Source organism: Streptomyces sp. a15 (genome assembly GCF_059026085.1).
This window is the reverse complement of the sequence record NZ_JBWLKM010000034.1, coordinates 1-22,843: the sequence shown is the minus strand read 5'-3', so window position 1 is coordinate 22,843 and position 22,843 is coordinate 1. Positions and strand designations below refer to the sequence as shown.

The following is a 22,843-nucleotide window of genomic DNA, read 5'->3' as shown; positions in this document are numbered from 1 at the left end:
GATGCGCACCCACCGCATCCGCATCGACCCGGTTCTGGTCCAAGCGGCCATCGCCGCCGCGCTCTCCTTCGCCCACCTGCACGACCTCGCTGCGGCGGCCGGACAGGACGGCTGGAAGGCGTGGGCCTACCCGATCAGCGTTGACCTGCTCCTCGTCGCGGCTTGGCGACGGCTGCGCTCCGGTACGGCGAAAGCCTCTGGCTGGTGCTGGTTCGTCGTCGCCCTGGTCGCGTCGCTGGGCGCCAACGTCGCCACGGCCGGCCTGCTCGACCTCGGCGACGTCCCGGCCTGGCTGCGCATCCTTGTCGCCGGATGGCCGGCCGTCGCTTTCCTCGGCGGAACGCTCCTCGCCCATGGCACCCCGGACCGCGACGCGGTGCCGGTACCGGACCAGGACGACGCATCCGCGCCGCCGGTCATGCCCACCGCGACTGAGCTGCCCACCGCCGACCCGCAGCCGTCCGCACCGCCCGCCGCCGCCCCTGTCCCGCCCGCGCTCGTCACCCTCGCCCGCAAGGTCGCCGACGACCACCGGACCCGGACGGGGAGGGACATCGACACCCCAACCCTTCGCACCCGGCTGGGCGTCCCGCTCCCGCTCGCCGAAGCAATCGCCACCCAACTCACCTGACCCCGGAGGACTTTCCACCTTGCGTCCGTCCACGCTCCGCGCGCTCAAGCGTGCTGCCGAGCTGACTCGACAGAACCGCCTCACCGAAGCCGTGCTCATCGCCGAACCGGTGATCCTCGCCGCCGACACCTACGAGGGCGACGAGATCTTGCGCTGGCTCGCCGACCACGCCGCCGACTTCACCGGCGAGAACCACAACGACCCGAAGGAGCTGCCCTGATGCCCGCCAACCGCCGCTTCCGCAACGTCATCCGCATCGGCCCCGTCCAGGTCGGCACTGCTTACGACGGCCGCGGCCGCGAGAAGCACACCGCCGTCTGCACTGCCCCGCGCTGCGGCTTCTCCAACGACTACGACACCCGAGCCGCCGCCGAACTCGCCGCACGCACCCATCGCTGCCGCGTCCGCTGAGGAGTTCCCATGACCCTCTCTCTCCCGCTCGTCTTCGTCCTGGGCGTCATCGCCTGGGCCGCGATCAAGTTCCTCGGCGTCCGCATGCGGGTCGCCGTCGTGATCGCCCTGTTCGGCTTCTGGCTCTCCCACACCTTCCTCGCCCCCGCCATCGAGTCCGGCACCCGCTCCGGGGTCGGCGTCGTCAACGGCGACAACCGCTGAGAGGAGCTCCGCCATGTTCCGCCCCAAGCTGCCCGACGTCCCCACTCCGCCGTCGATCCTCATCCCCCAGCAGCACCACAATCCGGCGCCTACGGCTGGCCGCTCACTCAGCCCCTACGCGGGCCCGGTCGCCGCTGTCCTGGTCGGCGGTGTCGTCCTCACCGCGCTCCTGGCGGCCGTCGCCGTAACGGCCATCTCCGTGGCCATCGCCGCCGTGGTCCTGCGCTCGCTCCTCAACAACGCCAACAGGCGCTGACCGGCCCCGGGGGCGGCAAACGCCGCCAAGCATCCCGCCGCCCCGGGGGCCGTCCCTCCCAACCGCAGAAACAGCCGAAAGGAAGTCCCATCATCACCCGGCAGACTCCGCCCCCGCTGGCGGAACTCTCCGTGCTGGCCTCCCTCGGAACCATGCCCGAACTGGCCCGCCAACTCTCCGGCCTGGGCGGCTGCACCCACCCCGTGCGCCTCGACGGCCACCGCACCGAGTACGCGGTCGACACGACTACCGGCGAGATCGGCCAAGCCCTGCACCATCTCAACTCGGCCGCCCTCCCGGCCGGCCAACTCCTCGTCCGCTGCAACAACCGCCGCGCAACGCGCTGCCCGGCCTGCGCCGAGACCTACCGCCGCGACACATACCACCTGATCACCGCCGGACTGCGAGGCGGCAAAGGCACCTCCGACCAGGTCGCCACCCACCCCCGCGTCTTCGCCACCTTCACGGCCCCCGGCTTCGGCCCGGTCCACAACCGCCGCACCGACGGCCGCCCCTGCCGCTGCGGTGCTCGGCACGACGAGAACGACAATGCGCTGGGCACGCCCCTCGACCCGGACAGGTACGACTACGAAGCGGCCGTGCTCTGGAACGCCCATGCCGGGCTCCTCTGGCGGCGCTTCTCCATCTACCTCCGCCGGGAGGTCGCCAAGCGGGCCGGTCTCACCCAACGCACTTTCCGCGATCACGCGCGCGTCTCGTTCGCGAAGGTGGCGGAGTACCAGAAGCGCGGTGCAGTGCACTTCCATGCGGTCATCCGCATCGATGGCCCGGAAGGCGGCGACACGGCACCGCCCACCTGGGCGACGGCAGAGCTCCTGACGGATTCCATCCAGGCCGCAGCCACCGCCGCCCGCGTCGAAGGTCCGACCATCGACGGCCGCCCCCACACCTTCGCCTTCGGCCGCCAACTCGACGTCCGTACGATCCGTTCCGCCGACTTCGACGACGGCCAGGAGCTCACCGAACGAGCCGTCGCCTCGTACATCGCGAAGTACGCGACCAAGGGTGCCGAGACGGCGACGGGCACACTCGACCGGCCGCTCAAGTTCCTCGCCGAACTCGCCCAAGCACGCATCACCGAACACGCCCGACGCATGATCCGTGTCGCCTGGACCCTCGGCGCACGCCCCGAGCTCGCCGAACTCCGCCTTCGGGCCTGGGCTCACATGCTCGGCTTCCGCGGCCACTTCTCCACCAAATCCCGCCGCTACTCCACCACCCTCGGCGCACTCCGCACCGCCCGAGCCGACTGGCGCCGCGCGCAAACCGCCCCGGCCGTCGAGACAAAGCCCACCGAAACGACCCTCGTCCTCGCCCACTGGGTGTTCGCCGGAACGAGTCTCTCCCGCGCCGAAGCCTGGCTGGCCGCATCCCTCGAACCCGCTCCCGGAACGGAAGGAGAACCGACCCGATGACCGACCGCTACCTGTCCGTCGACCAGGTCGCCGAGCTGCTCGGCACGACCACCCGCTTCCCACGGCGACTGATCGAGGAGCGGCGCATCCGGTACGTGAAGGTCGGCCGGCACGTCCGCATCCCCGAGAGTGCCATCAAGGAGTTCATCAAATCCCGCATGGTCGAGCCGCTGAGGCGACCCCGAACCGGGCACAGGAGGGCTGCCTGATGAGCGGCAACGGCAAAGGCAGGCGTCGCCGCTTCGGCGCGATCAGAAGACTCCCGTCCGGCCGCTATCAGGCGCGCTATCCGGGGCCCGACGGCGTGATGCGACCCGCGCCGGAAACCTTCGCGACGATCGCGGACGCCGACGACTGGCTTGCCGAGAAGCAAACCGAGATCCGGCGCGGAGACTGGCGCGACCCGGAGGCGGGATCGGTCAACTTCAAGGTCTACGCGGAGAAGTGGGTCGAGGAACGAGAGCTCTCCGTCCTCAGTGAGGACCTGTACCACTACCTCCTGGACGACCACATCCTTCCCACCTTCGGCGAATCGGACCTCGACGAGATCACCGCGCCTCTCGTCCGCGAATGGCGCGCCGAACGCCTCCGTACGACCAAAGCCAAGACCACGATCGCCAAGGCGTACCGGCTTCTGAAAAGCATCATGGAGACGGCCGTGGACGATGACCTGATCAAGCGCAACCCGTGCCGCATCAAGGGCGCCGGAAAGGAAAAGGCGGCCGAACGCCGTATCGCCACCGTCGCCCAGGTGGACGCCCTCGCTGACCACATCGGCCCTCGCTGGCGTCTCATGGTCTACCTCGGCGCGTACGGCCCCCTCCGCCCCGAGGAGCTGGCCGGTCTCCGCCGCCGGGACGTCGACGTCGAGGCGCTGAAGATCAAGGTCCGCATCGCCGAACCGGAGCGCACGAACGGTCGCCGCGCCCCCGGCGAGACCAAGTCCGAGGCAGGCACCCGGACCGTCCACGTCCCCGAGTTCCTCCGCCCGGAGCTGCGCCTTCATATGGAGCTCTTCGCGGGCAAGGGACCCAACGGTCTGGTCTTCCTCGGCGAGAAGGGCGCGGCCTTCCGGCGCAGCACCTTCGGCCGGAAGTGGCGCAAGGCCCGAACGGTCGTCGGCGTCCCTGAGGGCTTCCGGTTCTACGACCTTCGTCACACCGGACACACACTCTCGACCCGCTCCGGTGCCACCCTCAAGGACACGATGGTCCGCGCCGGCCAGTCGTCCGAGAAAGCCGCGCTGATCTACCAGCACTCCGACGACGACCGACAGCAGGAAGTTGCAGCCGGTCTCGACGCGACCGTGCGCAAGGCACGCCAGGAAGTACAGGAAGCTGCGGCCGTGCCAGAACCCGCGACAGCCACCCCCGACGATCAGCGTTCTGGCACGAATCTGGCACGCGACGAGTGATCGCAGTGGACAGCAAAAAGGCCCGGGTCGATGACCTGGGCCTTCATCATGGAGCGGGTGACGAGAATCGAACTCGCGCTCTCAGCTTGGGAAGCTGATGTTCTACCATTAAACTACACCCGCATAAGACGCCGGTCGGGACCGGTGTCGGAACGCACGGTCACTTTACCTCATGTCCGGCCCCCGGCGCTGAAGCCGTGGGGCCGCGGTGCGTTACGGGGGTGTGACCGGGCTGCGGGGGGCGGGAGTTGGGGCGTACGGTGGAGACGTGGGAGAGGGGCCGGGTGGGTCGGAGTGCCGCCTGGAGAGTCGTCTCTTTGATCCCGTAATGTGGCATTTGTCGTCAGGCAAGCAGCAGCCAGACGCGGCTCTTGGGGAAGGGACTCTTGGACTTGATGGAGCGCACCGTCGTCCGTTGTGCCGATGGGCACGTGTTCAGTACCGCTTCGTTCCCGATGCAGCAGGCCGAGCGGCTCGGTCCCGGACGACTCGTCCGGTGCCCTCGGTGTGCCCGGCTCCGCAGTGTGGTGCCGGTGGCGTTGGAGAAGCACTAGTCACATCCGCATAGCGAGCAGCACAGGCGCGCGGGTCGTCCGATGGTGGTCGGTCCGCGCGTCTTGCGTATCCTCGGGGCGTGCTTCTCTCAGACAAGGACCTCCGGGCCGAGATCGACGCCGGACGGGTGCGGATCGATCCCTTCGACGAATCCATGGTGCAGCCGTCCAGCATCGACGTACGTCTTGATCGGTACTTCCGGGTGTTCGAGAACCACCGGTACCCCCACATCGATCCCTCCGTCGAACAGGCGGATCTGACGCGGCTCGTCGAGCCGGAGGGCGATGAGCCGTTCATCCTGCATCCCGGGGAGTTCGTTCTCGCCAGTACGTACGAGGTCATCACGCTCCCCGACGATCTTGCTTCGCGGCTCGAGGGGAAGAGTTCTCTCGGCCGGCTCGGCCTCGTCACCCACTCCACCGCCGGGTTCATCGACCCGGGGTTCTCGGGGCATGTGACGCTTGAGCTGTCCAACCTCGCCACCCTTCCCATCAAGCTCTGGCCCGGCATGAAGATCGGGCAGCTGTGCATGTTCCGGCTCAGTTCGCCCGCCGAGTTCCCGTACGGGAGCGAGCGGTACGGGTCCCGGTACCAGGGGCAGCGGGGGCCGACCGCCTCCCGGTCCTTCCTCAACTTCCATCGGACGCAAGTGTGAGCGCGGAGATGAAGGCGGAGATAAACGAGGGGACGAGCGGCGTGAGCGACGTCCGGGAGAACCTGACGTACGAGGCGTTCGGCACCGCCGTGCGCGAACTCGCCCAGAGCATCGCCGACGACGGGTTCGAGCCCGACATCGTGCTCTCCATCGCCCGCGGTGGCGTCTTCGTCGCGGGAGGGCTGGCCTACGCCCTCGACTGCAAGAACATCCACCTCGTGAACGTCGAGTTCTACACCGGGGTGGGGACGACTCTCGACATGCCCGTCATGCTCGCCCCCGTCCCCAACACCATCGACTTCTCCTCCAAGAAGGTCCTCATCACCGACGACGTCGCCGACACCGGCAAGACGCTCAAGCTGGTGCGTGACTTCTGTCTCGACGCCGTCGACGAGGTGCGCAGCGCCGTCATCTACGAGAAGTCGCAGTCGCTGGTGAAGTGCGAGTACGTGTGGAAGCGGACCGATGAGTGGATCAACTTCCCGTGGAGCGTCCAACCGCCCGTCGTAAGGCGAGCGGGACAGGTGCTCGACGCCTGACGGTCACAGCAGAAGGGGCTCTCCGCAGCACGCGGGGAGCCCCTTCTCGTCGACCGGAGTAGTCCTTCCCTACCGGAAAAGCTCTAGAACGTGCCCAGCTTCACGATCGACAGCAGTGCGATCAGCTGGATCGCGGACGCGCCCAGCGCCTTCGGCCAGGGCAGGTCGTGGGACTTGGACACCATGAGGGTGAGGAGGGTGCCGGCCGCGACCCAGGTGGCCCAGCCGAGGATCTGGACGAAGCTCGCGTCGCCGCCGAAGAACATCGCGACGACCAGGCGCGGGGCGTCCGTGAGGGACATGATCAGCATGGAGAGGCCGACCGTGGGCTGCCAGGCGCCGTCGCCGCCGAGCTGGCGGGCCAGGCTGTGGGTGACCACGCCGAGGACGAAGGAGCTCAGCACCATCGCGACGGCGGTGATCAGGACGATCGGCACCGCGTTCGACAGTGTGGCGTTGATCGCGTCCTCGCGGGCGCCGTCGAAGCCGAAGACGGCGAGCAGGCCGTAGAGGAAGGACACGACGAGGGCCGGGCCCCACACCGTGTAGTCGCGCATCTGGAGGAAGGTCTGGTTGGGGGACAGGACGATACCCCTCAGCAGGACCTTCCAGTGCAGGCGGGGGCCGACCGGGGCCGCGGGGGCCGCGCCGGCGCGGTAGGTCCCGCCCTGGTTGTAGGGATCCTCGCCGACCGAGAACGCCTGGGTGTGACCCGGTTGGTTGGCCGCGTACGGGTCCGGGCCCTCCTGGGGCGCGTACGCCGGGTCGTCGCCGAAGTACTCCGGCTCGCCGTGACCCTGGCCGCCCTGGCCGCCGTAGCCTCCGGGCCTGCCGTAACCGCCCTGGCCGTCGTTCGTCTGCGGCCACGGGCTGCCGCCGCCGTTGCCGCCGCGGCCGTACGGCTGCTGTTGCGGATACGGCTGCGGCGCCGGCGGGTAGCCGTACGACGACGGCCCCTGGGGCGCCTGCTGTCCGTGCGGGGGTTGTTGCGGTCGCGCTTGCGGTGCACGGTTGTCCCGGCCGCCGCGTCCCATCCTGAATCCAGCCACGCTCTCGAACGTACCTGGTCCACGAGAATCACGGGCCGGGCCGGACGGATCGGGCCCGGCTTGCTGCCGAGCTGTGACATCCCCTAAGGGAAGTGAGGGCGCGCGCTCAGAGGTTGCTCAGGGGAATGCCGTAAGGGGCCAAGGGGCCAGGGGCCAAGGGGCCAAGGGGCCGCTACGAAGGTCCCGCCCAGCAGATGCCGCCCAGCGCGTCGAACGCCGGGCGCCGACTCCTGCCGGCAACTGGGCCGGCCGGTCCGCCCCAGGGCGGCGTAGGGACGGCGTCGGGGCGGGCGTCGCTCCCGCTCGCCGTGATGTCGGAGCTGGTGCCCCAGCCGACCGCGTGATCGTGAGCCCTGGGCTCAGCGACCTGACAGGCCACCCCTCACTTCACCACTATCGAACGGGCGACCGATTATCACCTTGTTCGGACCCGTCCGGTCCCGCAACTGTCATGGAGTACCGCTACTCACCCGATGACCGACCACCATCGGAGACGCCATGCTGCGGGTGCACTTCACCTCCGAGGACATCGCGCGCGTCCGGGTCGCCGGCGCGCCCGATCCTCTCTGGGAGATCGCCAACAGCTTCCAGACGCTGATCACGAACGAGAACAGCCTGCCGTTCGACGAATGGCGGCGCCTGATCCGACCGCGGCTGCCCCCGGCCGCCCGGACGCTCGCCGCGCTGCTGCCGCCGCGCGGCTACTCACCGGATTTCCTCACGCCCGAGCTGGGTGGCTCCTTCGACCTGGACAGCGCGGTCGACCTCGTGCTCCGCACCCCCCGAACCAACCTGCGCGGCGATCTGACCAGGCTCGCTGCCTCCCCGGAACGATTACACCCACTGCCGACCGGCACCCGTGCGCTGGCCGAGGGTGACCCCGAGTCCCTGCGCCGGCTGGGCGCCGCCCTGCAGCTGTACCACCGGTACGCGCTCGCTCCTTTCTGGCCGCACATCCGGGCGCAGGTGGACGCCGACCGCGTCGCGCGCACCCGGGCGGTACTGGCGAACGGCACCGAGGGGCTGTTGACGGGATTCCGACCCGTGCTGCGCTGGCGACCGCCGGTGCTGGAGGTGGACTACCCGGTCGACCGCGAGCTGCGGCTCGACGGGCGGGGGCTGCTGCTCCAGCCGTCCTTCTTCTGCTCTCGAAGACCCGTCACGCTCGCCGCACCCGGGCTGCCCCCGGTCCTCGTGTACCCGATCCGGCACAGCCTCGGCTGGGCCCGGGGGCGCGGCGCCACAGGACCGCGCTCGGACCTGGGCGCCCTGGTCGGCCGTACCCGGGCCGCCATCCTGGAGGACGTGGTGACCGGCCGGACGACCGGCGAACTCGCGGAACGGCTCGGCATCTCCGGAGCGGCCGCCAGTCAGCACACCGCGGTCCTGCGCCGGGCCGGACTGGTGCTGAGCGTGCGGCACAGCAAGCACGTGCTGCACACGGTCACGCCCGCGGGACTCGCGCTCCTGGAGAGCCCGCTGAGGGCGCCGCTCGACTCCTGAGCCTCGTTTAAGCCACAGCTTCAACGTGTGGCGGCGGCGCGGCGGCCGACGACAGCATGGGGCCTCGAACGGGGACCGGAAACGGGGTTCGGGGGACCACCGTACGACGCCGCAGCACCGCGATCAGTCGTGCCGCCGCGGGGTCGGACGCCGCCGCGATCTGCCGCTGTCCCTGCCGTAACCGAAGACTGCACCTCAGGAGGATTCATGCAGCGCATCCGCCAACTCGGCGTCGTCCTCACCGCGGCCGCGTCCCTGCTCGGGCTCGGCCTCGTCACCTCGTCCACCGCGCAGGCGGCGCCGACCGGCACCCAGGACTACGCGGGCTGCGTCACCGGCCGTGTGTGCATCTACCCGAACGCCGGCTGGAACAACAACAATCCGGAGCACTGGTACTACACCTACGGGGTGCACCAGCTGTACGACGAGTACGGGGTGCACCGCGTCTTCAACAACCAGACGGGGAGCGCCACGGCGCGGTTGTGCGTCAACCGTGACGGCACCAACTGCACCAGCAAGCTCGCCCCGTACACCTACTGGGACATCGACCTGACCCGGTACAACTCGATCCGGCTCGACCCGTCCTGATCGTGATACGCCGACGCCCCGCTCCGGAGAGAGGAGCGGGGCGTCGGCAGTGACAAAAGACGCCGGTCACTTCACCGGCTGCGGCTCCGGCGCGCTCTCGGCATCCGACTCGCCCGCCGGCGGCTCCTCGTCCACCGGTGTCCGGACGGACTCCAGGAGCAGCTGGGCGACGTCGACGACCTGGATGGACTCCTTGGCCGTGCCCTCGTTCTTCTTGCCGTTGACCGAGTCGGTCAGCATGACGAGGCAGAACGGGCAGGCGGTCGAGACGATGTCGGGGTTGAGGGACAGCGCCTCGTCGACACGCTCGTTGTTGATGCGCTTGCCGATCCGCTCCTCCATCCACATCCGCGCGCCGCCGGCGCCGCAGCAGAAGCCGCGCTCCTTGTGGCGGTGCATCTCCTGCTGACGCAGGCCCGGGACGGCCGTCATGATCTCGCGCGGCGGCGTGTAGATCTTGTTGTGGCGGCCCAGGTAGCAGGGGTCGTGGTACGTGATGAGGCCCTCGACCGGCGTCACCGGGACCAGCTTGCCCTCGTCCACCAGGTGCTGGAGCAGCTGGGTGTGGTGGATGACCTCGTAGTCGCCGCCGAGCTGCGGGTACTCGTTGCCGAGGGTGTTGAGGCAGTGCGGGCAGGTGGCGACGATCTTCTTCGCGGACTTCGGCTTCTTCGACTCGGCGGTGACGTTGCCCTCGTCGTCCATCTCCTCGCCGAACGCCATGTTCAGCGCGGAGACGTTCTCCATGCCGAGCTCCTGGAACAGCGGCTCGTTGCCGAGGCGCCGCGCCGAGTCACCCGTGCACTTCTCGTCGCCGCCCATGATCGCGAACTTGACGCCCGCCATGTGGAGGAGTTCCGCGAAGGCCTTCGTCGTCTTCTTGGCACGGTCTTCCAGCGCGCCCGCGCAGCCGACCCAGTACAGGTACTCGACCTCGGACAGGTCCTCGAGGTCCTTGCCGACGACCGGCACCTCGAAGTCGACTTCCTTCGTCCACTCAAGGCGCTGCTTCTTGGCCAGCCCCCAGGGATTGCCCTTCTTCTCCAGGTTCTTGAGCATCGTGCCCGCCTCGGACGGGAACGCGGACTCGATCATCACCTGGTAGCGGCGCATGTCGACGATGTGGTCGACGTGCTCGATGTCCACCGGGCACTGCTCGACACAGGCGCCGCAGGTGGTGCAGGACCACAGGACGTCCGGGTCGATGACGCCGTTCTCTTCGGCGGTGCCGATGAGCGGGCGCTCGGCCTCCGCCAGCGCCGCCGCGGGCACCGAGGCGAGCTGCTCCTCCGACGCCTTCTCCTCGCCCTCCATGGTCTTGCCGCCACCCGCGAGCAGGTAGGGCGCCTTGGCGTGGGCGTGGTCCCGAAGGGACATGATCAGCAGCTTGGGGGAGAGCGGCTTGCCGGTGTTCCAGGCCGGGCACTGCGACTGGCAACGCCCGCACTCGGTGCAGGTGGAGAAGTCCAGCAGGCCCTTCCAGGAGAACTGCTCGACCTGGGAGACGCCGAAGACGTCGTCGTCGCTCGGGTCGGTGAAGTCGATCGGCTTGCCGCCGCTCGTCATCGGCTGCAGCGCACCCAGCGCGGTGGAACCCTCCGCGTTGCGCTTGAACCAGATGTTCGGGAACGCCAGGAAGCGGTGCCAGGCCACGCCCATGTTGGTGTTGAGCGAGACCGTGATCATCCAGATCATGGTCGTGCCCAGCTTGATCATGGCGGTCAGGTAGATCAGGTTCTGCAGCGCGCCGACGCTCAGCCCCTTGAAGGCCAGCACCAGCGGGTACGAGGCGAAGTACGCGGCCTCGTAGTGCTCCACGTGGTGGATGGCGCCCTCGAGGCCGCGCAGCACGTAGATGGCCAGACCGATGGTGAGGATGACGTACTCGACGAAGTACGCCTGACCCATCTTCGAGCCCGCGAACCGTGACTTGCGTCCCGGCCGGGACGGCAGGTTCAGCAGGCGGATGACCATCAGCGTGGCGATGCCGAGGGTGGTCATCGCGGCGATGAACTCGATGTACAGCTCGTACGGCAGGAAGCCGCCGATCACCGGGAGCGTCCAGTCGGCCTCGAAAAGCTGGCCGTAGGCGGTGATGATGGTCGGCGGCAGCGTCAGGAAGCCGACCGCCACGAACCAGTGGGCGAAGCCGACGATGCCCCACCGGTTCATCCGGGTGTGGCCGAGGAACTCCTTCACCAGCGTCACACTGCGCTGGTAGGGGTTGTCGGTCCGGGCGCCGGCGGGGAGCGGCTGGCCGAGTTTGAAGTACCGGACGAACTGGCCGATGGCGCGTGCGAGCAGCGCGACGCCGACCACGGTCAGAACCAGCGACACGATGATCGCGGCGAGTTGCATTTCGGGCTCCTCGGGCCTGCGAGGGGTTTCGTCGAGGCGGTCCGCGAAGGGGCGCCCTCGAGATTACTAAGCGGTAACTTATGCAGTCCTCTGAGAGTACCCGCAATCCTGTGCCGCACTGTAGTCAGCCGTGCGGTGATCTGTGCTACTGAGGCAGACCTCAGTAACGTGCCCCGGCGGCGCGCCGAGCCGATCCCGTCATTCATACCAAATCATGACATTCGGCTTAGCTTTGGATCCGTGCTCTACGGGATCGCAGCCGCAACCACCGCCCTTCTCCTCTCCGCCCTCCTCACCGCGCTCGTGCGGGTCCCGGCCCTGCGCCTCGGCGTCCTCGACCGGCGCCGACAGCGCCCGCTCCCGCTGCTCGGCGGGGTGGCCGTCGTGCTCGTCACCTGCCTGGTCGCGGCCGCCGGGGAGTGGACCGGGTTCGCGCCCCTCGTGGACGGCATCGGCACGCTGCTCGCCGCCGGGGCCGCGGTCGCCGTGCTGGGGCTGGTCGCCGACGTGCGGCGGGTCAAGGCGCGGTTCCTGGTGGGCGGTACGGCTGTCGCGGCGGCCTGCGTGGTGCCGTACGCGGAGACCGGTGTGCCGGGCGGGCTGCTGGCGGCCGGCTGGATCGTCTTGGTCGCCGTCGGCTTCCGGGCGCTCGACCATGCGGACGCGCTGGCGGGCGCCGTCGGGGTGGTGACCGCCTTCGGGGTGGCCGTGTTGGCGGCGGCCGAGGTGATGGACGGGCTGGCCGCGCTGCTGAGCGTGCTGGCCGCCGCGCTGACCGGGTTCCTGATGCACAACTGGCCTCCCGCGCGCGTGGGGCTCGGTTCGTGCGGATCCCTGTTCACCGGGTTCGTGCTCGCGGCGGCGGCTCTGAGTACCCGGACGGGGCACGAACCGGCGGCCGGCGCGGGGGTGTTGTTCGCGCTGACGGCCCTCGCGGCCGCGGACGTCGTCCTCGTCCTGCTGTCGCGCCGGCTGGCCGGACGGCCCCTGTTGCGCCGCGGCCCCGACCATCTCGCGCACCGGCTGCGGCGGCTCGGGCTCACCTCTCAGGGGGCGGCGGTTCTGCTCGGTGTCGGGGCCTTCTGCGGGGTACTCGTCGCGGTCCTCGCCCGTCTGGGGTGGCTCGCGCAGTCCGGGGTGCACTGGGTGGCGGCGGGTGCCCTGATCGTCGTACTCGCACTCTTGCGGGTCAGGGTGTACGGGCCTCGAAGCCCCCGGCGGATGAAAACACCGCAGGTCGGAGCCCAGTTGCGTGTAAGGAACGGATAAGAGTTGAGTCGGTCCGACTCATGTCTGTTGACCAGGGCTGGGCCGTCGTGCACACTTGAGTCCGTTCCACTCAAGTCATTGCTGGAGGAATCAACCATGGCACGTGCGGTCGGCATCGACCTGGGCACGACTAACTCCGTCGTCAGCGTTCTGGAGGGCGGCGAGCCCACCGTGATCACCAACGCCGAGGGCGCCAGGACCACGCCGTCCGTCGTCGCCTTCGCCAAGAACGGTGAGGTGCTCGTCGGCGAGGTGGCCAAGCGCCAGGCGGTCACGAACGTGGACCGGACCATCCGCTCGGTGAAGCGCCACATGGGCACCGACTGGAAGGTCGAGCTCGACGGGAAGCCCTTCAACCCGCAGCAGATGTCCGCGTTCATCCTGCAGAAGCTGAAGCGGGACGCCGAGTCCTACCTGGGCGAGAAGGTGACCGACGCGGTCATCACCGTCCCGGCGTACTTCAACGACTCCGAGCGCCAGGCGACGAAGGAGGCCGGCGAGATCGCCGGTCTGAACGTCCTGCGGATCGTCAACGAGCCCACCGCGGCGGCGCTCGCGTACGGCCTCGACAAGGACGACCAGACGATCCTCGTCTTCGACCTCGGTGGCGGCACCTTCGACGTGTCCCTCCTGGAGATCGGCGACGGCGTCGTCGAGGTGAAGGCCACCAACGGCGACAACCACCTCGGTGGTGACGACTGGGACCAGCGCGTCGTCGACTACCTGGTCAAGCAGTTCGCGTCCGGCCACGGTGTGGACCTCGGCAAGGACAAGATGGCCCTCCAGCGCCTCCGCGAGGCCGCCGAGAAGGCCAAGATCGAGCTGTCCTCGTCCACCGAGACCTCGATCAACCTGCCCTACATCACGGCGTCCGCCGAGGGCCCGCTGCACCTGGACGAGAAGCTCACCCGGGCTCAGTTCCAGCAGCTGACGGCCGACCTGCTGGAGCGCTGCAAGACGCCGTTCCACAACGTCATCAAGGACGCCGGCATCAACCTCTCCGAGATCGACCACGTCGTTCTCGTCGGTGGCTCCACCCGTATGCCCGCCGTCGCCGAGCTCGTCAAGGAGCTGACCGGTGGCAACGAGGCCAACAAGGGTGTCAACCCGGACGAGGTCGTCGCCATCGGCGCCGCCCTGCAGGCCGGTGTCCTCAAGGGTGAGGTCAAGGACGTCCTGCTCCTCGACGTGACCCCGCTGTCCCTGGGTATCGAGACCAAGGGCGGCATCATGACCAAGCTGATCGAGCGGAACACGACGATCCCGACCAAGCGGTCCGAGATCTTCACCACCGCCGAGGACAACCAGCCTTCGGTCCAGATCCAGGTCTACCAGGGCGAGCGCGAGATCGCGGCGTACAACAAGAAGCTCGGGATGTTCGAGCTCACCGGTCTGCCGCCGGCCCCGCGCGGTGTCCCGCAGATCGAGGTCGCCTTCGACATCGACGCCAACGGCATCATGCACGTGACCGCGAAGGACCTCGGCACGGGCAAGGAGCAGAAGATGACCGTCACCGGCGGCTCCTCGCTGCCGAAGGACGAGGTCGACCGGATGCGCCAAGAGGCCGAGAAGTACGCGGAGGAGGACCACGCCCGCCGCGAGGCCGCCGAGACCCGCAACCAGGGCGAGCAGCTCGTCTACCAGACGGAGAAGTTCCTCAAGGACAACGAGGACAAGGTCCCCGGCGACATCAAGACCGAGGTCGAGGCCTCCGTCGAGGAGCTGAAGGCGGCGCTCAAGGGCGAGGACACCGCCGAGATCCGTACCGCCACCGAGAAGGTCGCGGCCGTCTCGCAGAAGCTCGGCCAGGCCATGTACGCCGACGCGCAGGGCGCGCAGGCCACCGGCGGCGCGTCCGCCGGTGACGAGGCGCCCAAGGCCGACGACGACGTCGTGGACGCCGAGATCGTGGACGACGAGCGCAAGGACGGTGCCGCGTGACGGAGGAGACCCCGGGCTTCGACGAGAAGCCCGACGTCCCCTCCGGCGCCACCCCCGACGACGCCGAGCCGCAGGCCGCCTCCCCCTCCGGGGAGGGGGCGGCCCCGGCCGGGGACGCATCAGCACAGTTGGCAGGCCTGACGGCCCAGCTGGACCAGGTACGCACGGCGCTCGGCGAGCGCACGGCGGACCTCCAGCGGCTCCAGGCCGAGTACCAGAACTACCGCCGCCGGGTCGATCGGGACCGGGTCACGGTCAAGGAGATCGCCGTGGCGAACCTCCTGTCCGAGCTCCTGCCCGTCCTCGACGACATCGGCCGCGCGCGGGAACACGGCGAACTCGTCGGCGGATTCAAGTCCGTCGCGGAGTCGCTGGAGACCGTCGCGGCGAAGATGGGTCTGCAGCAGTTCGGCAAGGAGGGCGAGCCCTTCGACCCGACGATCCACGAGGCCCTGATGCACTCGTACGCGCCGGACGTCACGGAGACGACGTGCGTGGCGATTCTGCAGCCCGGGTACCGGTTCGGAGAGCGCACCATCCGCCCCGCGCGGGTGGCCGTGGCCGAGCCGCAGCCCGGCGCGCAGACCGTCAAGGCCGACGAGGCGGAGACGTCCTCCGGCGCCTCTGGTGCCTCTGGTGCTTCTGGCGCTTCTGGCGCCCCCGCCGCCGACGACAAGGAGAGCGGTGGCCCGGACGAGGGCTGAGCGTGAACCGAGCGCTGTACCGCTGAGAGAGGAGGGACGTCGAGGATGAGCACCAAGGACTTCATCGAGAAGGACTACTACAAGGTCCTCGGCGTCCCCAAGGACGCCACCGAGGCCGAGATCAAGAAGGCGTACCGGAAGCTCGCCCGCGAGTTCCACCCGGACGCCAACAAGGGCAACGCCAAGGCCGAGGAGCGCTTCAAGGAGATCTCCGAGGCGAACGACATCCTCGGCGACCCCAAGAAGCGCAAGGAGTACGACGAGGCCCGCGCCCTCTTCGGCAACGGCGGCTTCCGCCCGGGGCCGGGCGCGGGCGGCGGCTCCTTCAACTTCGACCTGGGTGACCTCTTCGGAGGCGGCGCCCCGGGCGGCGGCGCAGGAGGAGGCGGAGGAGCCGGCGGCTTCGGCGGCGGCCTCGGTGACGTCTTCGGGGGCCTGTTCAACCGCGGCGGCGCGGGCACGGGCACGCGGACGCAGCCCCGGCGCGGCCAGGACATCGAGTCCGAGGTCACCCTCAGCTTCACCGAGGCGATCGAGGGCGCGACGGTCCCGCTGCGGATGTCCTCGCAGCAGCCCTGCAAGGCCTGTTCGGGCACCGGCGACAAGAACGGCACACCGCGCGTGTGTCCGACCTGCGTCGGCACCGGGCAGGTCGCCCGGGGCACCGGCGGGGGCTTCTCCCTCACCGACCCGTGCCCCGACTGCAAGGGCCGCGGCCTGATCGCCGAGCACCCCTGCCTCGACTGCAAGGGCAGCGGCCGGGCCAAGTCGTCTCGCACCATGCAGGTCCGCATCCCGGCCGGCGTCACCGACGGGCAGCGGATCCGGCTGCGCGGCAAGGGCGCACCGGGCGAGCGCGGCGGCCCGGCGGGCGATCTGTACGTCACCGTGCATGTCGACGCCCACCCGGTCTTCGGCCGCAAGGGCGACAACCTCACGGTGACGGTCCCGGTGACGTTCGCGGAGGCGGCGCTGGGCGGCGAGGTCAGGGTCCCGACCCTCGGCGGCCCTTCCGTCACCCTGAAGCTGCCCCCGGGCACGCCCAACGGCCGCACCATGCGCGCCCGCGGAAAGGGCGCGGTCCGCAAGGACGGCACCCGCGGAGATCTGTTGGTCACCGTCGAGGTGAGTGTTCCGAAGGACCTGACGGGGAATGCTCGTGAAGCGCTCGAGGCGTATCGCGAGGCAACCGCGGGTGAGGACCCGCGGGCGGAGCTGTTCCAGGCCGCGAAGGGAGCATGATCGAGATGGACGGTCGTCGACGCAATCCGTATGAGCTGACCGAGGAAACCCCGGTCTACGTCATCTCGGTGGCGGCCCAGCTCTCCGGTCTGCACCCGCAGACCCTGCGCCAGTACGACCGCCTCGGCCTGGTCTCCCCGGACCGCACCGCAGGCCGGGGCCGCCGCTACTCGGCCCGCGACATCGAACTGCTGCGCACCGTCCAGCAGTTGTCGCAGGACGAGGGCATCAACCTGGCCGGCATCAAGCGGATCATCGAACTGGAGAACCAGGTCGCCGCCCTCCAGTCCCGCGTGGCGGAACTGCAGTCGGCCCTGGACGGCGCGGCGGCCGCGATGCAGCAGCGCGAGGCCGCGGTCCACGCGTCGTACCGACGGGACCTGGTCCCGTACCAGGAGGTCCAGCAGACGAGTGCGCTGGTGGTGTGGCGGCCGAAGGGGCGGCAGGCGTCGGACTGACGGCTGACGTCAACTTGTGGAAGGGGGCCGGGATTTCCCGGGGCTGTGGTTCCTCGCCGCGGAGGCGGTGCTGACCCTGCTCGTGGCCCGGACCCTGTGGACCTGGCGCGACGACCCGTACGTGCTGCTCGCGGACGTCCCGTATCTGCTGTGGTCCAGTGTCGGGTTGACGCTCTCCCTCGTGGTGGGTCTGGCCCTGCTGTCGGGTGAGCAGGCGTGGGCGCGACGGCTCGGCTGGTCGCTGACGGTGGCCCGGCTGTGCCTGCTGCCGTTGCTCGACCTGGCGTGGTACCCGGCGATGTCGCCGTACATCTCGCTCTGGTGAGACTTCGCCGAAAAGGAAGCCGGGCCCACTCGTCTCGTGGGCCCGGCTTCCTTCTGAGGACTTACGGCGTGGTGACTGCCCAGTCGCCCGCGGGCAGGGTCTCGGTGCCGTCGGCCTTCACGCCGGTCACCCAGTAGTACGAGGTGGTCCCGCGCTCGCCTCCGGTGTCGAAGTACTCGACGGAACCGGCACCGAGATCGGCGATCTTCTCGTATGCCCCGGTGGCCGGGTTCCAGCGGTGGACGCGGTAGCCGCCGGCGACCTCGGGGGGGTCCTCACCGAGCCCGGACCACGTCAGACGGTTCCCCTCGTCGCCCTCCGCCCCGGTCGCCTCCAGGGTCAGCGGTGAGCCCTCGGGCGTCGCCACACTCGGCGTCGTGTCGAGCTCGGTGACGGTCACGACCTGGGCCTCGCCGGTCCACCTGAAGGACGAGTTCCCGGCATCGTCGATGGCGTCGACGATGAAACAGGTCTCCTCGCCGTCCGGGAGGAGGGGGTAGTCGTACGAGGTGGTGTCGGCCGACACGTAGTAGCCCGGGGAGAGCGAGCAGACCCTCTCCTCCTCGTCGCCGAGGAGTTCACCCCGGCGGACCACGTAACTCTCCAGGTCGGCGGTCGGGTTCGCATCCCAGCGCAGCGCGAAGCCGTACTCGGTCGGGGTGACGCTCAGCCCGGTGACGGCGGACGGCGCGGTGAGGTCCACGCGACTGTCGCTGACGGCGGCGGAACGCGCGGACTCGTTGCCGGCCGTGTCGAGGGCGGTCACCCGGTAGTAGTAGGTGCTGCCCTCGACGGCCGAGGCGTCGACGTAGGACACCTGACTCGTCGTACTCCCGACCCGGCTGTACGTGCCCTCGGCACTCGCCGCCCGGTACACCCGGTACGACGCCGCCCCCGAGACCGATCCCCAGCCGACCCGCAGCCCCTCCGACACGGAGTCGGTGGTCAGTCCGGTGGGCGCGGTGGGTGCGGTGCGGTCGACGGTGGTCACGGCCTGGTCCGCGGTGCCCGTCGACTCGTTGCCTGCCTTGTCGTAGGCGCGGACCTCGTAGTAGTAGACCGCGCCGGTGACCGGAAGGCCGGCGTCGGTGTACGAGGTCGAGGTGGTCGTCGCGAGCGGCGTACTGCTGTAGGAGGCCCCCTTCAGGCGTCGGTAGACGCGGTACCCGGCGAGATCCATCTCCTTGTTCTTCGCCCAGGTGAGTTTCGCCTTGCCGGTGGCCTGGTCGTAGGTGACCGAAGTGCCTGTCGGTGTCAGCGGCTTGACCTTGTCGACGGTCGCCGAGGTGCGGGGCGTGTAGCCGAACTTGACGTTGGCGGTGCCCGTCCAGTTGACGAAGTCGATGCGGAGGGTGTGCCTGCCGGAGGGGATCGTGACGTTGACGGTCTTCTTGACCGTCGTCGACACGTTCTTCCACAGGTCGACCTTGCGGACGTTGTCGAGGTAGACGCGGATGCCGTCCTGCGCCTGGGCGGCGAAGGAGAACGGCCCGCCGGAGCCGAAGTCCCTCGTCACGGTCCAGCGGACGCCGAAGTTGTTCGACGGGAGGCCGGACGTCGGGGCGCCCGTGCCCCAGTTCTGGTCGATGGCGTTGTCGCAGTCCGTTTTCTTCGGCGTGCCGGAGAAGGTGGTGTTCGCGAAGAACTGCCGCTTGAAGACCGGGGACGTGCAACTCGTCGCGGCGGACGCGGGGGCGGCGACGGCCGTGAGCAGGCCGCCGGCGGTCGCGAGGACGAGCGCCGGTGCCGTGGCCCGGGCCACCCGGCTGGTTCGGTTGGTCATGTCACGCTCCGCTCGGGGGGACCACGACGGGGGCGAGGCCGGAGAAGGCCTCCGAGCCGTTGGCGGCGACGGCCGAGACGAGGTAGTGGCTGGTCGTGGCCGACGGTGTGGTGAGGTCGGTGTAGGTGCGGGCGTCGGCGGCCAGGGGTACGTCGGTGAGGCGGACGTACTCGGCGGCCGCGCGGTCCCAGCGGTAGACGTGGAAGCCCGCGGTGGTGCAGTCGGCGGCGGTGCAGGTCCACGAGAGCTTCGCGTGGGCCGACTCGTCCGCAGCCGCGGTCAGGGACCAGGGCGCGGTCGGCTCGGGCGACTGCGACGGGGTGAGCTCGAACTCGTTGACACTCACGTTGGCGACGTCGACGAGCGGGGAACCGCTGGTCGTGTAACGGGAGTTGTTGTTCTTGTCCACCGCGTCCACGAAGTAGACCCAGTACTCGTCGTTCGGCACGTTGAGATCGGTGAACGTGGTCGTCCCGGGCGGGAGGGTGGCCATCCACTCGTGGTCGCCGCCGTCGGCGGGGGCCCGGTGCACGAGGTACCGGGCGAGGTCCGGGGCAGGACTCTCGTCCCACTCCAGGACCGTGCCGTACTCCGTGCTGGTGTGGGTGAGGCCGGTGACGGCCGGCGGCGGGGTGGTGTCGCGCAGGCCCGCCTGGACCGTGGCCGAGGGGGCCGACTCGCGGCCCGCGCTGTCGACGCTGGTGACGTAGTACCCGTAAGCCGTGCTCGCCGCGGCGGAGTAGTCCGTGCAGCCGTACTCCGGGTAGTAGTCGGCCTCGTTGCCCACCCGGTACGTCTCACAGGTGACCGGCACCGGGACGGCGTCCGCGTCGGACAGCTCCCAGCGGTAGGCCCGGTACTGCGTGGGCGCCGCCTTCGACGTCTTCCAGCGCAGGGTGATCCCGGTCTCCTCCGCGTTCGTGCCCGGGGACTCCATGGTGGGCACGGCCAGCGGGCGGTTGAGGGAGACGACCTGCGAGGTGGCGGTGTTGCCGGCGGGGTCCTTGGCGACGATCTTGTAGTACGAGGTCTCGCCGTAGGGCGCGGTCTCGTCGGTGCGGCTCGACCCGTAGGAGACGCCGAGCTTCTCGTACGTCCCGCCGGCGGACGGGGCCCGGTAGACGTCGTACGTCACGTCGAAGGTGTCGTCCTGCCAGTCCAGCTCGACTCCGCGGACCGGGTCGTCGGTCGCGGACAGGACCGGCGTCAGCGGGGCCGTCCTGTCGACGGTGGTGACGAGCTTGTCGGCGCTGCCCGCCGACTCGTTGCCGGCCTTGTCGACGGCGCGGACCTCGTAGTAGTACGCGGCACCGGTCGGCGCGAGCGTCTCGGTGAACGAGGTGCCGGTGACCAGGTATCCGCCGCTGACCTTGCGGTAGTCGTCGGTGCCCTTCAGACGCCGGTAGACCTGGTAGCCCGCGAGGTCCATCTCCTTGTTCTTCGCCCAGGTGAGCTTCGCCTTGCCGGTGGCCTGGTCGTACGTGACCGAAGTCGCCGTCGGGGCGAGCGGCTTGACCTTGTCCACGGTCGCCGAGGTGCGGGGCGTGTAGGTGAAGGAGACGTTCGCGGTGCCGGTCCAGTTGACGAAGTCGACGCGGAGGGTGTGCCTGCCGGACGGGATCGTGACGTTGACGGTCTTCTTCACCGTCGACGACACGTTCTTCCAGAGGTCGACCTTGCGGACGTTGTCCAGGTAGACGCGGATGCCGTCCTGGGCGGAGACCGGCAGGGCGAACGGCCCACCGGAGCCGAAGTCGCGTGTCACGGTCCAGCGGACGCCGAAGTTGTTCGACGGCAGCCCCGAGGCGGGAGCGCCGGTGCCCCAGTTCTGGGCGATCTTCGAGTCACAGTCCGTTTTCTTCGGCGTACCGGAGAAGGTGGTGTTCGCGAAGAACTGCCGCTTGAAGACCGGCGAGGTGCAGGTCGTCGCGGCGGACGCGGGGGCGGTGACGACGGTGAGCAGGCCGCCCGCGGTGGCGAGCACGACGGCGGTCGCGGCTGCGGCCGTCGTACGTCTGGCTGGGTTCATTCGGTCCTCTGGTCGTGATCGGAGCGGCAGAGGCAGCCGCTGTGATCATCGACTCGTGAGGAATGGAGTTGGTTGTACGGATCTTTGCCCTTCCAAGGGGGTGCGTTCGATGGAGAGTCCGTAAAGGGCGTTTGGAGGGGTTTCTGCCATGTCTTCACATGCAAAGCGGAGCGTGGCGTTGCGTACTCGTTAAGTGGTTCCGCTTGACGGTGAGGGATGTCGACGCGTTGGCTTTTCAGTCACACGGGCAGCATGCTGCGCCCGCGTCCGGAAGGCACCAGAAGTGAGCTCCCCAATGCGTCGTATCGCCATATCCGTGGCCGCGTCCACGATGACCCTCTCGCTGTCCGCCTGCGGCGCGCTCGGGGTGACCGGGACCAGCAGCGAGGCGAGCCCGACCAAGGGGAACGACATCACCGTCGGCGTCCTGATGCCCGAGAAGACGAACACGCGGTACGAGGAGTTCGACTACCCCATCATCAAGGCGAAGGTCGCCTCCCTCACCGAGAACAAGGGCAAGACCGTCTACGCCAACGGCGAGGCGGACCCGGACAAGCAGGCCGACCAGATGCAGCAGATGATCGACGACCAGGTCGACGTCATCCTGCTGGACGCCGTCGACTCGCACGCCATCGCCGAGACGGTGCAGAAGGCCAAGGACGCGGGCATCCCGGTCATCGCCTACGACCGCCTGGCCGAGGGCCCGATCGACGCGTACGTCTCCTTCGACAACGAGCTCGTCGGCGAGGTCCAGGGCCGTTCGATCATCGAGGCGCTGGGCGAGGACGTCGACACCTCCGACAAGATCGTCATGATGAACGGCTCGCCCACCGACCCGAACGCCGGGCAGTTCAAGGCGGGCGCGCGCTCCGAGCTGGACGGCAAGGTGACGATCGCCCAGTCGTTCGACACCAAGGGCTGGAGCCCGGAGGTCGCCCAGGCCAACATGACCGAGGCGATCGCCAAGATCGGCAAGGACAACATCGCCGCCGTCTACTCCGCCAACGACGCCATGGCCGGCGGCATCATCAAGGCCCTGGAGGACGAGGGCGTCACCAAGCTGCCGCCGATCACCGGTCAGGACGCGGAACTCTCCGCCGTGCAGCGGATCGTCGCGGGCGATCAGTACATGAGCGTCTACAAGCCGTATCCGCAGGAGGCCGAGGCCGCCGCGGAGATGGCCGTCGCCAAGATCCAGGGCAAGGACCTCAAGTTCGAGGCCCTCGCCTCCGACAAGGTGGACAGCCCCACCAACAAGGACATCTCCGCCCAACTGGTCCCGGTGGTGGCCCTGACGAAGGCCAACATCAAGTCCACGGTCGTCGCGGACGGCATCTACAAGGTGTCCGACATCTGCACGAGCGACTTCAAGGCGGACTGCGAGTCGATCGGGCTGAAGTAGTCGGCCTGAATAGGGGACACGGCGGCCGGAGCTGCGAGGTTGCCGTTGGGCCACTCGCTTCTTGGCAGTGTCGTGCTTCCACGACCCGAGT

23 protein-coding genes and 1 tRNA gene are annotated in these 22,843 nt (G+C 69.2%); 19 read left to right on the top strand and 5 right to left on the bottom strand.

Annotation, left to right across the window (positions count from 1 at the left end; all coding sequences use genetic code 11):
* The first annotated feature begins 1 nt into the window (after position 1).
* The 8 genes from AC5P09_RS29210 (at position 2) to AC5P09_RS29175 (ending at position 4,352) form a co-directional block, all read left to right on the top strand.
* The gene (locus tag AC5P09_RS29210) at positions 2–631 is read left to right on the top strand and encodes a DUF2637 domain-containing protein (RefSeq protein ID WP_493876739.1); all 630 of its coding nucleotides are present in this window, start codon (positions 2–4) and stop codon (positions 629–631) included.
* A 19-nt stretch (positions 632–650) separates the two neighbouring features.
* Positions 651–851 (top strand): hypothetical protein, encoded by a 201-nt coding sequence (locus tag AC5P09_RS29205; RefSeq protein WP_469486206.1) that lies wholly within the window; start codon positions 651–653, stop codon positions 849–851.
* Entirely contained in the window at positions 851–1,042 is a 192-nt protein-coding gene (locus AC5P09_RS29200; RefSeq protein WP_493876738.1) for a mobile element transfer protein, read from the top strand. The genes AC5P09_RS29205 and AC5P09_RS29200 overlap by 1 nt, the downstream gene beginning before the upstream one ends.
* Positions 1,043–1,051: 9 nt before the next feature.
* A complete protein-coding gene (locus AC5P09_RS29195) occupies positions 1,052–1,246 on the top strand; it encodes a hypothetical protein (RefSeq protein ID WP_493876737.1) in 195 nt (64 codons plus the stop codon).
* 13 nt (positions 1,247–1,259) lie between these two features.
* Positions 1,260–1,502, top strand: coding sequence for a SpdD protein (locus AC5P09_RS29190; RefSeq protein WP_493876736.1), 243 nt, complete (start codon positions 1,260–1,262; stop codon positions 1,500–1,502).
* Between the two features lie 131 nt (positions 1,503–1,633).
* Positions 1,634–2,938, top strand: coding sequence for a replication initiator (locus AC5P09_RS29185; protein ID WP_493876735.1), 1,305 nt, complete (start codon positions 1,634–1,636; stop codon positions 2,936–2,938).
* On the top strand, positions 2,935–3,147 hold the full coding sequence (locus AC5P09_RS29180) for an excisionase family DNA-binding protein (protein WP_493876734.1): 213 nt from the start codon (positions 2,935–2,937) through the stop codon (positions 3,145–3,147). The genes AC5P09_RS29185 and AC5P09_RS29180 overlap by 4 nt, the downstream gene beginning before the upstream one ends.
* Positions 3,147–4,352 (top strand): tyrosine-type recombinase/integrase, encoded by a 1,206-nt coding sequence (locus AC5P09_RS29175; protein ID WP_493876733.1) that lies wholly within the window; start codon positions 3,147–3,149, stop codon positions 4,350–4,352. The genes AC5P09_RS29180 and AC5P09_RS29175 overlap by 1 nt, the downstream gene beginning before the upstream one ends.
* Positions 4,353–4,401: 49 nt before the next feature.
* Here AC5P09_RS29175 and AC5P09_RS29170 read toward each other — a convergent pair.
* Positions 4,402–4,475 (bottom strand) — tRNA-Gly (locus AC5P09_RS29170).
* A 511-nt stretch (positions 4,476–4,986) separates the two neighbouring features.
* Between AC5P09_RS29170 and dcd the strand changes: the two genes are divergently transcribed.
* Both dcd and AC5P09_RS29160 read left to right on the top strand, forming a co-directional pair.
* On the top strand, positions 4,987–5,562 hold the full coding sequence (dcd, locus tag AC5P09_RS29165) for a dCTP deaminase (RefSeq protein ID WP_493876732.1): 576 nt from the start codon (positions 4,987–4,989) through the stop codon (positions 5,560–5,562).
* Positions 5,563–5,603: 41 nt separating this feature from the next.
* Positions 5,604–6,101: a phosphoribosyltransferase gene (locus tag AC5P09_RS29160; protein WP_493876792.1), complete on the top strand. Its 498-nt coding sequence runs from the start codon at positions 5,604–5,606 to the stop codon at positions 6,099–6,101.
* Positions 6,102–6,184: 83 nt separating this feature from the next.
* Here the strand turns inward: AC5P09_RS29160 and AC5P09_RS29155 are convergent, their stop codons facing one another.
* On the bottom strand, positions 6,185–7,150 hold the full coding sequence (locus AC5P09_RS29155) for a Yip1 family protein (protein ID WP_493876731.1): 966 nt from the start codon (positions 7,148–7,150) through the stop codon (positions 6,185–6,187).
* A 498-nt stretch (positions 7,151–7,648) separates the two neighbouring features.
* Here AC5P09_RS29155 and AC5P09_RS29150 point away from each other — a divergent pair, with 498 nt between their 5' ends.
* Together AC5P09_RS29150 and AC5P09_RS29145 are read left to right on the top strand one after the other, a co-directional pair.
* Entirely contained in the window at positions 7,649–8,653 is a 1,005-nt protein-coding gene (locus AC5P09_RS29150) for an ArsR/SmtB family transcription factor (protein ID WP_493876730.1), read from the top strand.
* Positions 8,654–8,860: 207 nt separating this feature from the next.
* Positions 8,861–9,241, top strand: a complete 381-nt coding sequence (locus AC5P09_RS29145) for a hypothetical protein (protein ID WP_493876729.1) — start codon at positions 8,861–8,863, stop codon at positions 9,239–9,241.
* Positions 9,242–9,307: 66 nt separating this feature from the next.
* Here the strand turns inward: AC5P09_RS29145 and AC5P09_RS29140 are convergent, their stop codons facing one another.
* Positions 9,308–11,599, bottom strand: a complete 2,292-nt coding sequence (locus tag AC5P09_RS29140; protein ID WP_493876728.1) for a (Fe-S)-binding protein — start codon at positions 11,597–11,599, stop codon at positions 9,308–9,310.
* Between the two features lie 240 nt (positions 11,600–11,839).
* On the opposite strand from AC5P09_RS29140, the gene AC5P09_RS29135 reads away from it, so the two are divergent.
* From AC5P09_RS29135 to AC5P09_RS29110, 6 genes are all read left to right on the top strand, one after another.
* Entirely contained in the window at positions 11,840–12,868 is a 1,029-nt protein-coding gene (locus AC5P09_RS29135; protein ID WP_493876727.1) for an MraY family glycosyltransferase, read from the top strand.
* 96 nt (positions 12,869–12,964) lie between these two features.
* Positions 12,965–14,809: a molecular chaperone DnaK gene (gene dnaK / locus AC5P09_RS29130; protein WP_493876726.1), complete on the top strand. Its 1,845-nt coding sequence runs from the start codon at positions 12,965–12,967 to the stop codon at positions 14,807–14,809.
* Positions 14,806–15,513 (top strand): nucleotide exchange factor GrpE, encoded by a 708-nt coding sequence (grpE, locus tag AC5P09_RS29125; protein ID WP_493876725.1) that lies wholly within the window; start codon positions 14,806–14,808, stop codon positions 15,511–15,513. The genes dnaK and grpE overlap by 4 nt, the downstream gene beginning before the upstream one ends.
* A 45-nt stretch (positions 15,514–15,558) precedes the next feature.
* Positions 15,559–16,755 carry a molecular chaperone DnaJ gene (gene dnaJ, locus AC5P09_RS29120; protein WP_493876724.1) on the top strand — a complete coding sequence of 399 codons (1,197 nt, stop codon included), beginning with the start codon at positions 15,559–15,561 and terminating at the stop codon, positions 16,753–16,755.
* A 5-nt stretch (positions 16,756–16,760) separates the two neighbouring features.
* Positions 16,761–17,213 (top strand): heat shock protein transcriptional repressor HspR, encoded by a 453-nt coding sequence (locus AC5P09_RS29115; RefSeq protein ID WP_266448262.1) that lies wholly within the window; start codon positions 16,761–16,763, stop codon positions 17,211–17,213.
* Positions 17,214–17,229: 16 nt separating this feature from the next.
* Positions 17,230–17,538 carry a hypothetical protein gene (locus AC5P09_RS29110; protein WP_493876723.1) on the top strand — a complete coding sequence of 103 codons (309 nt, stop codon included), beginning with the start codon at positions 17,230–17,232 and terminating at the stop codon, positions 17,536–17,538.
* 61 nt (positions 17,539–17,599) lie between these two features.
* Here AC5P09_RS29110 and AC5P09_RS29105 read toward each other — a convergent pair whose 3' ends face one another.
* Complete coding sequence (locus AC5P09_RS29105) at positions 17,600–19,321, bottom strand: fibronectin type III domain-containing protein (protein ID WP_493876722.1); 1,722 nt, start codon at positions 19,319–19,321, stop codon at positions 17,600–17,602.
* A 1-nt stretch (position 19,322) separates the two neighbouring features.
* Positions 19,323–21,350, bottom strand: a complete 2,028-nt coding sequence (locus tag AC5P09_RS29100; protein ID WP_493876721.1) for a PA14 domain-containing protein — start codon at positions 21,348–21,350, stop codon at positions 19,323–19,325.
* Positions 21,351–21,633: 283 nt separating this feature from the next.
* On the opposite strand from AC5P09_RS29100, the gene AC5P09_RS29095 reads away from it, so the two are divergent.
* Complete coding sequence (locus AC5P09_RS29095) at positions 21,634–22,752, top strand: sugar ABC transporter substrate-binding protein (protein WP_493876720.1); 1,119 nt, start codon at positions 21,634–21,636, stop codon at positions 22,750–22,752.
* Positions 22,753–22,843: the final 91 nt, after the last annotated feature.

What these genes read in the sequence shown, in the direction of transcription:
- AC5P09_RS29210 (WP_493876739.1), top strand. Translation starts at nt 2, where the DNA reads ATGCGCACCCACCGCATCCGCATCGACCCGGTTCTGGTCCAAGCGGCC.
- AC5P09_RS29200 (WP_493876738.1), top strand. Translation starts at nt 851, where the DNA reads ATGCCCGCCAACCGCCGCTTCCGCAACGTCATCCGCATCGGCCCCGTC.
- AC5P09_RS29195 (WP_493876737.1), top strand. Translation starts at nt 1,052, where the DNA reads ATGACCCTCTCTCTCCCGCTCGTCTTCGTCCTGGGCGTCATCGCCTGG.
- AC5P09_RS29190 (WP_493876736.1), top strand. Translation starts at nt 1,260, where the DNA reads ATGTTCCGCCCCAAGCTGCCCGACGTCCCCACTCCGCCGTCGATCCTC.
- AC5P09_RS29180 (WP_493876734.1), top strand. Translation starts at nt 2,935, where the DNA reads ATGACCGACCGCTACCTGTCCGTCGACCAGGTCGCCGAGCTGCTCGGC.
- AC5P09_RS29175 (WP_493876733.1), top strand. Translation starts at nt 3,147, where the DNA reads ATGAGCGGCAACGGCAAAGGCAGGCGTCGCCGCTTCGGCGCGATCAGA.
- AC5P09_RS29150 (WP_493876730.1), top strand. Translation starts at nt 7,649, where the DNA reads ATGCTGCGGGTGCACTTCACCTCCGAGGACATCGCGCGCGTCCGGGTC.
- AC5P09_RS29145 (WP_493876729.1), top strand. Translation starts at nt 8,861, where the DNA reads ATGCAGCGCATCCGCCAACTCGGCGTCGTCCTCACCGCGGCCGCGTCC.
- AC5P09_RS29140 (WP_493876728.1), bottom strand. Translation starts at nt 11,599, where the DNA reads ATGCAACTCGCCGCGATCATCGTGTCGCTGGTTCTGACCGTGGTCGGC.
- dnaK (WP_493876726.1), top strand. Translation starts at nt 12,965, where the DNA reads ATGGCACGTGCGGTCGGCATCGACCTGGGCACGACTAACTCCGTCGTC.
- dnaJ (WP_493876724.1), top strand. Translation starts at nt 15,559, where the DNA reads ATGAGCACCAAGGACTTCATCGAGAAGGACTACTACAAGGTCCTCGGC.
- AC5P09_RS29115 (WP_266448262.1), top strand. Translation starts at nt 16,761, where the DNA reads ATGGACGGTCGTCGACGCAATCCGTATGAGCTGACCGAGGAAACCCCG.
- AC5P09_RS29105 (WP_493876722.1), bottom strand. Translation starts at nt 19,321, where the DNA reads ATGACCAACCGAACCAGCCGGGTGGCCCGGGCCACGGCACCGGCGCTC.
- AC5P09_RS29100 (WP_493876721.1), bottom strand. Translation starts at nt 21,350, where the DNA reads ATGAACCCAGCCAGACGTACGACGGCCGCAGCCGCGACCGCCGTCGTG.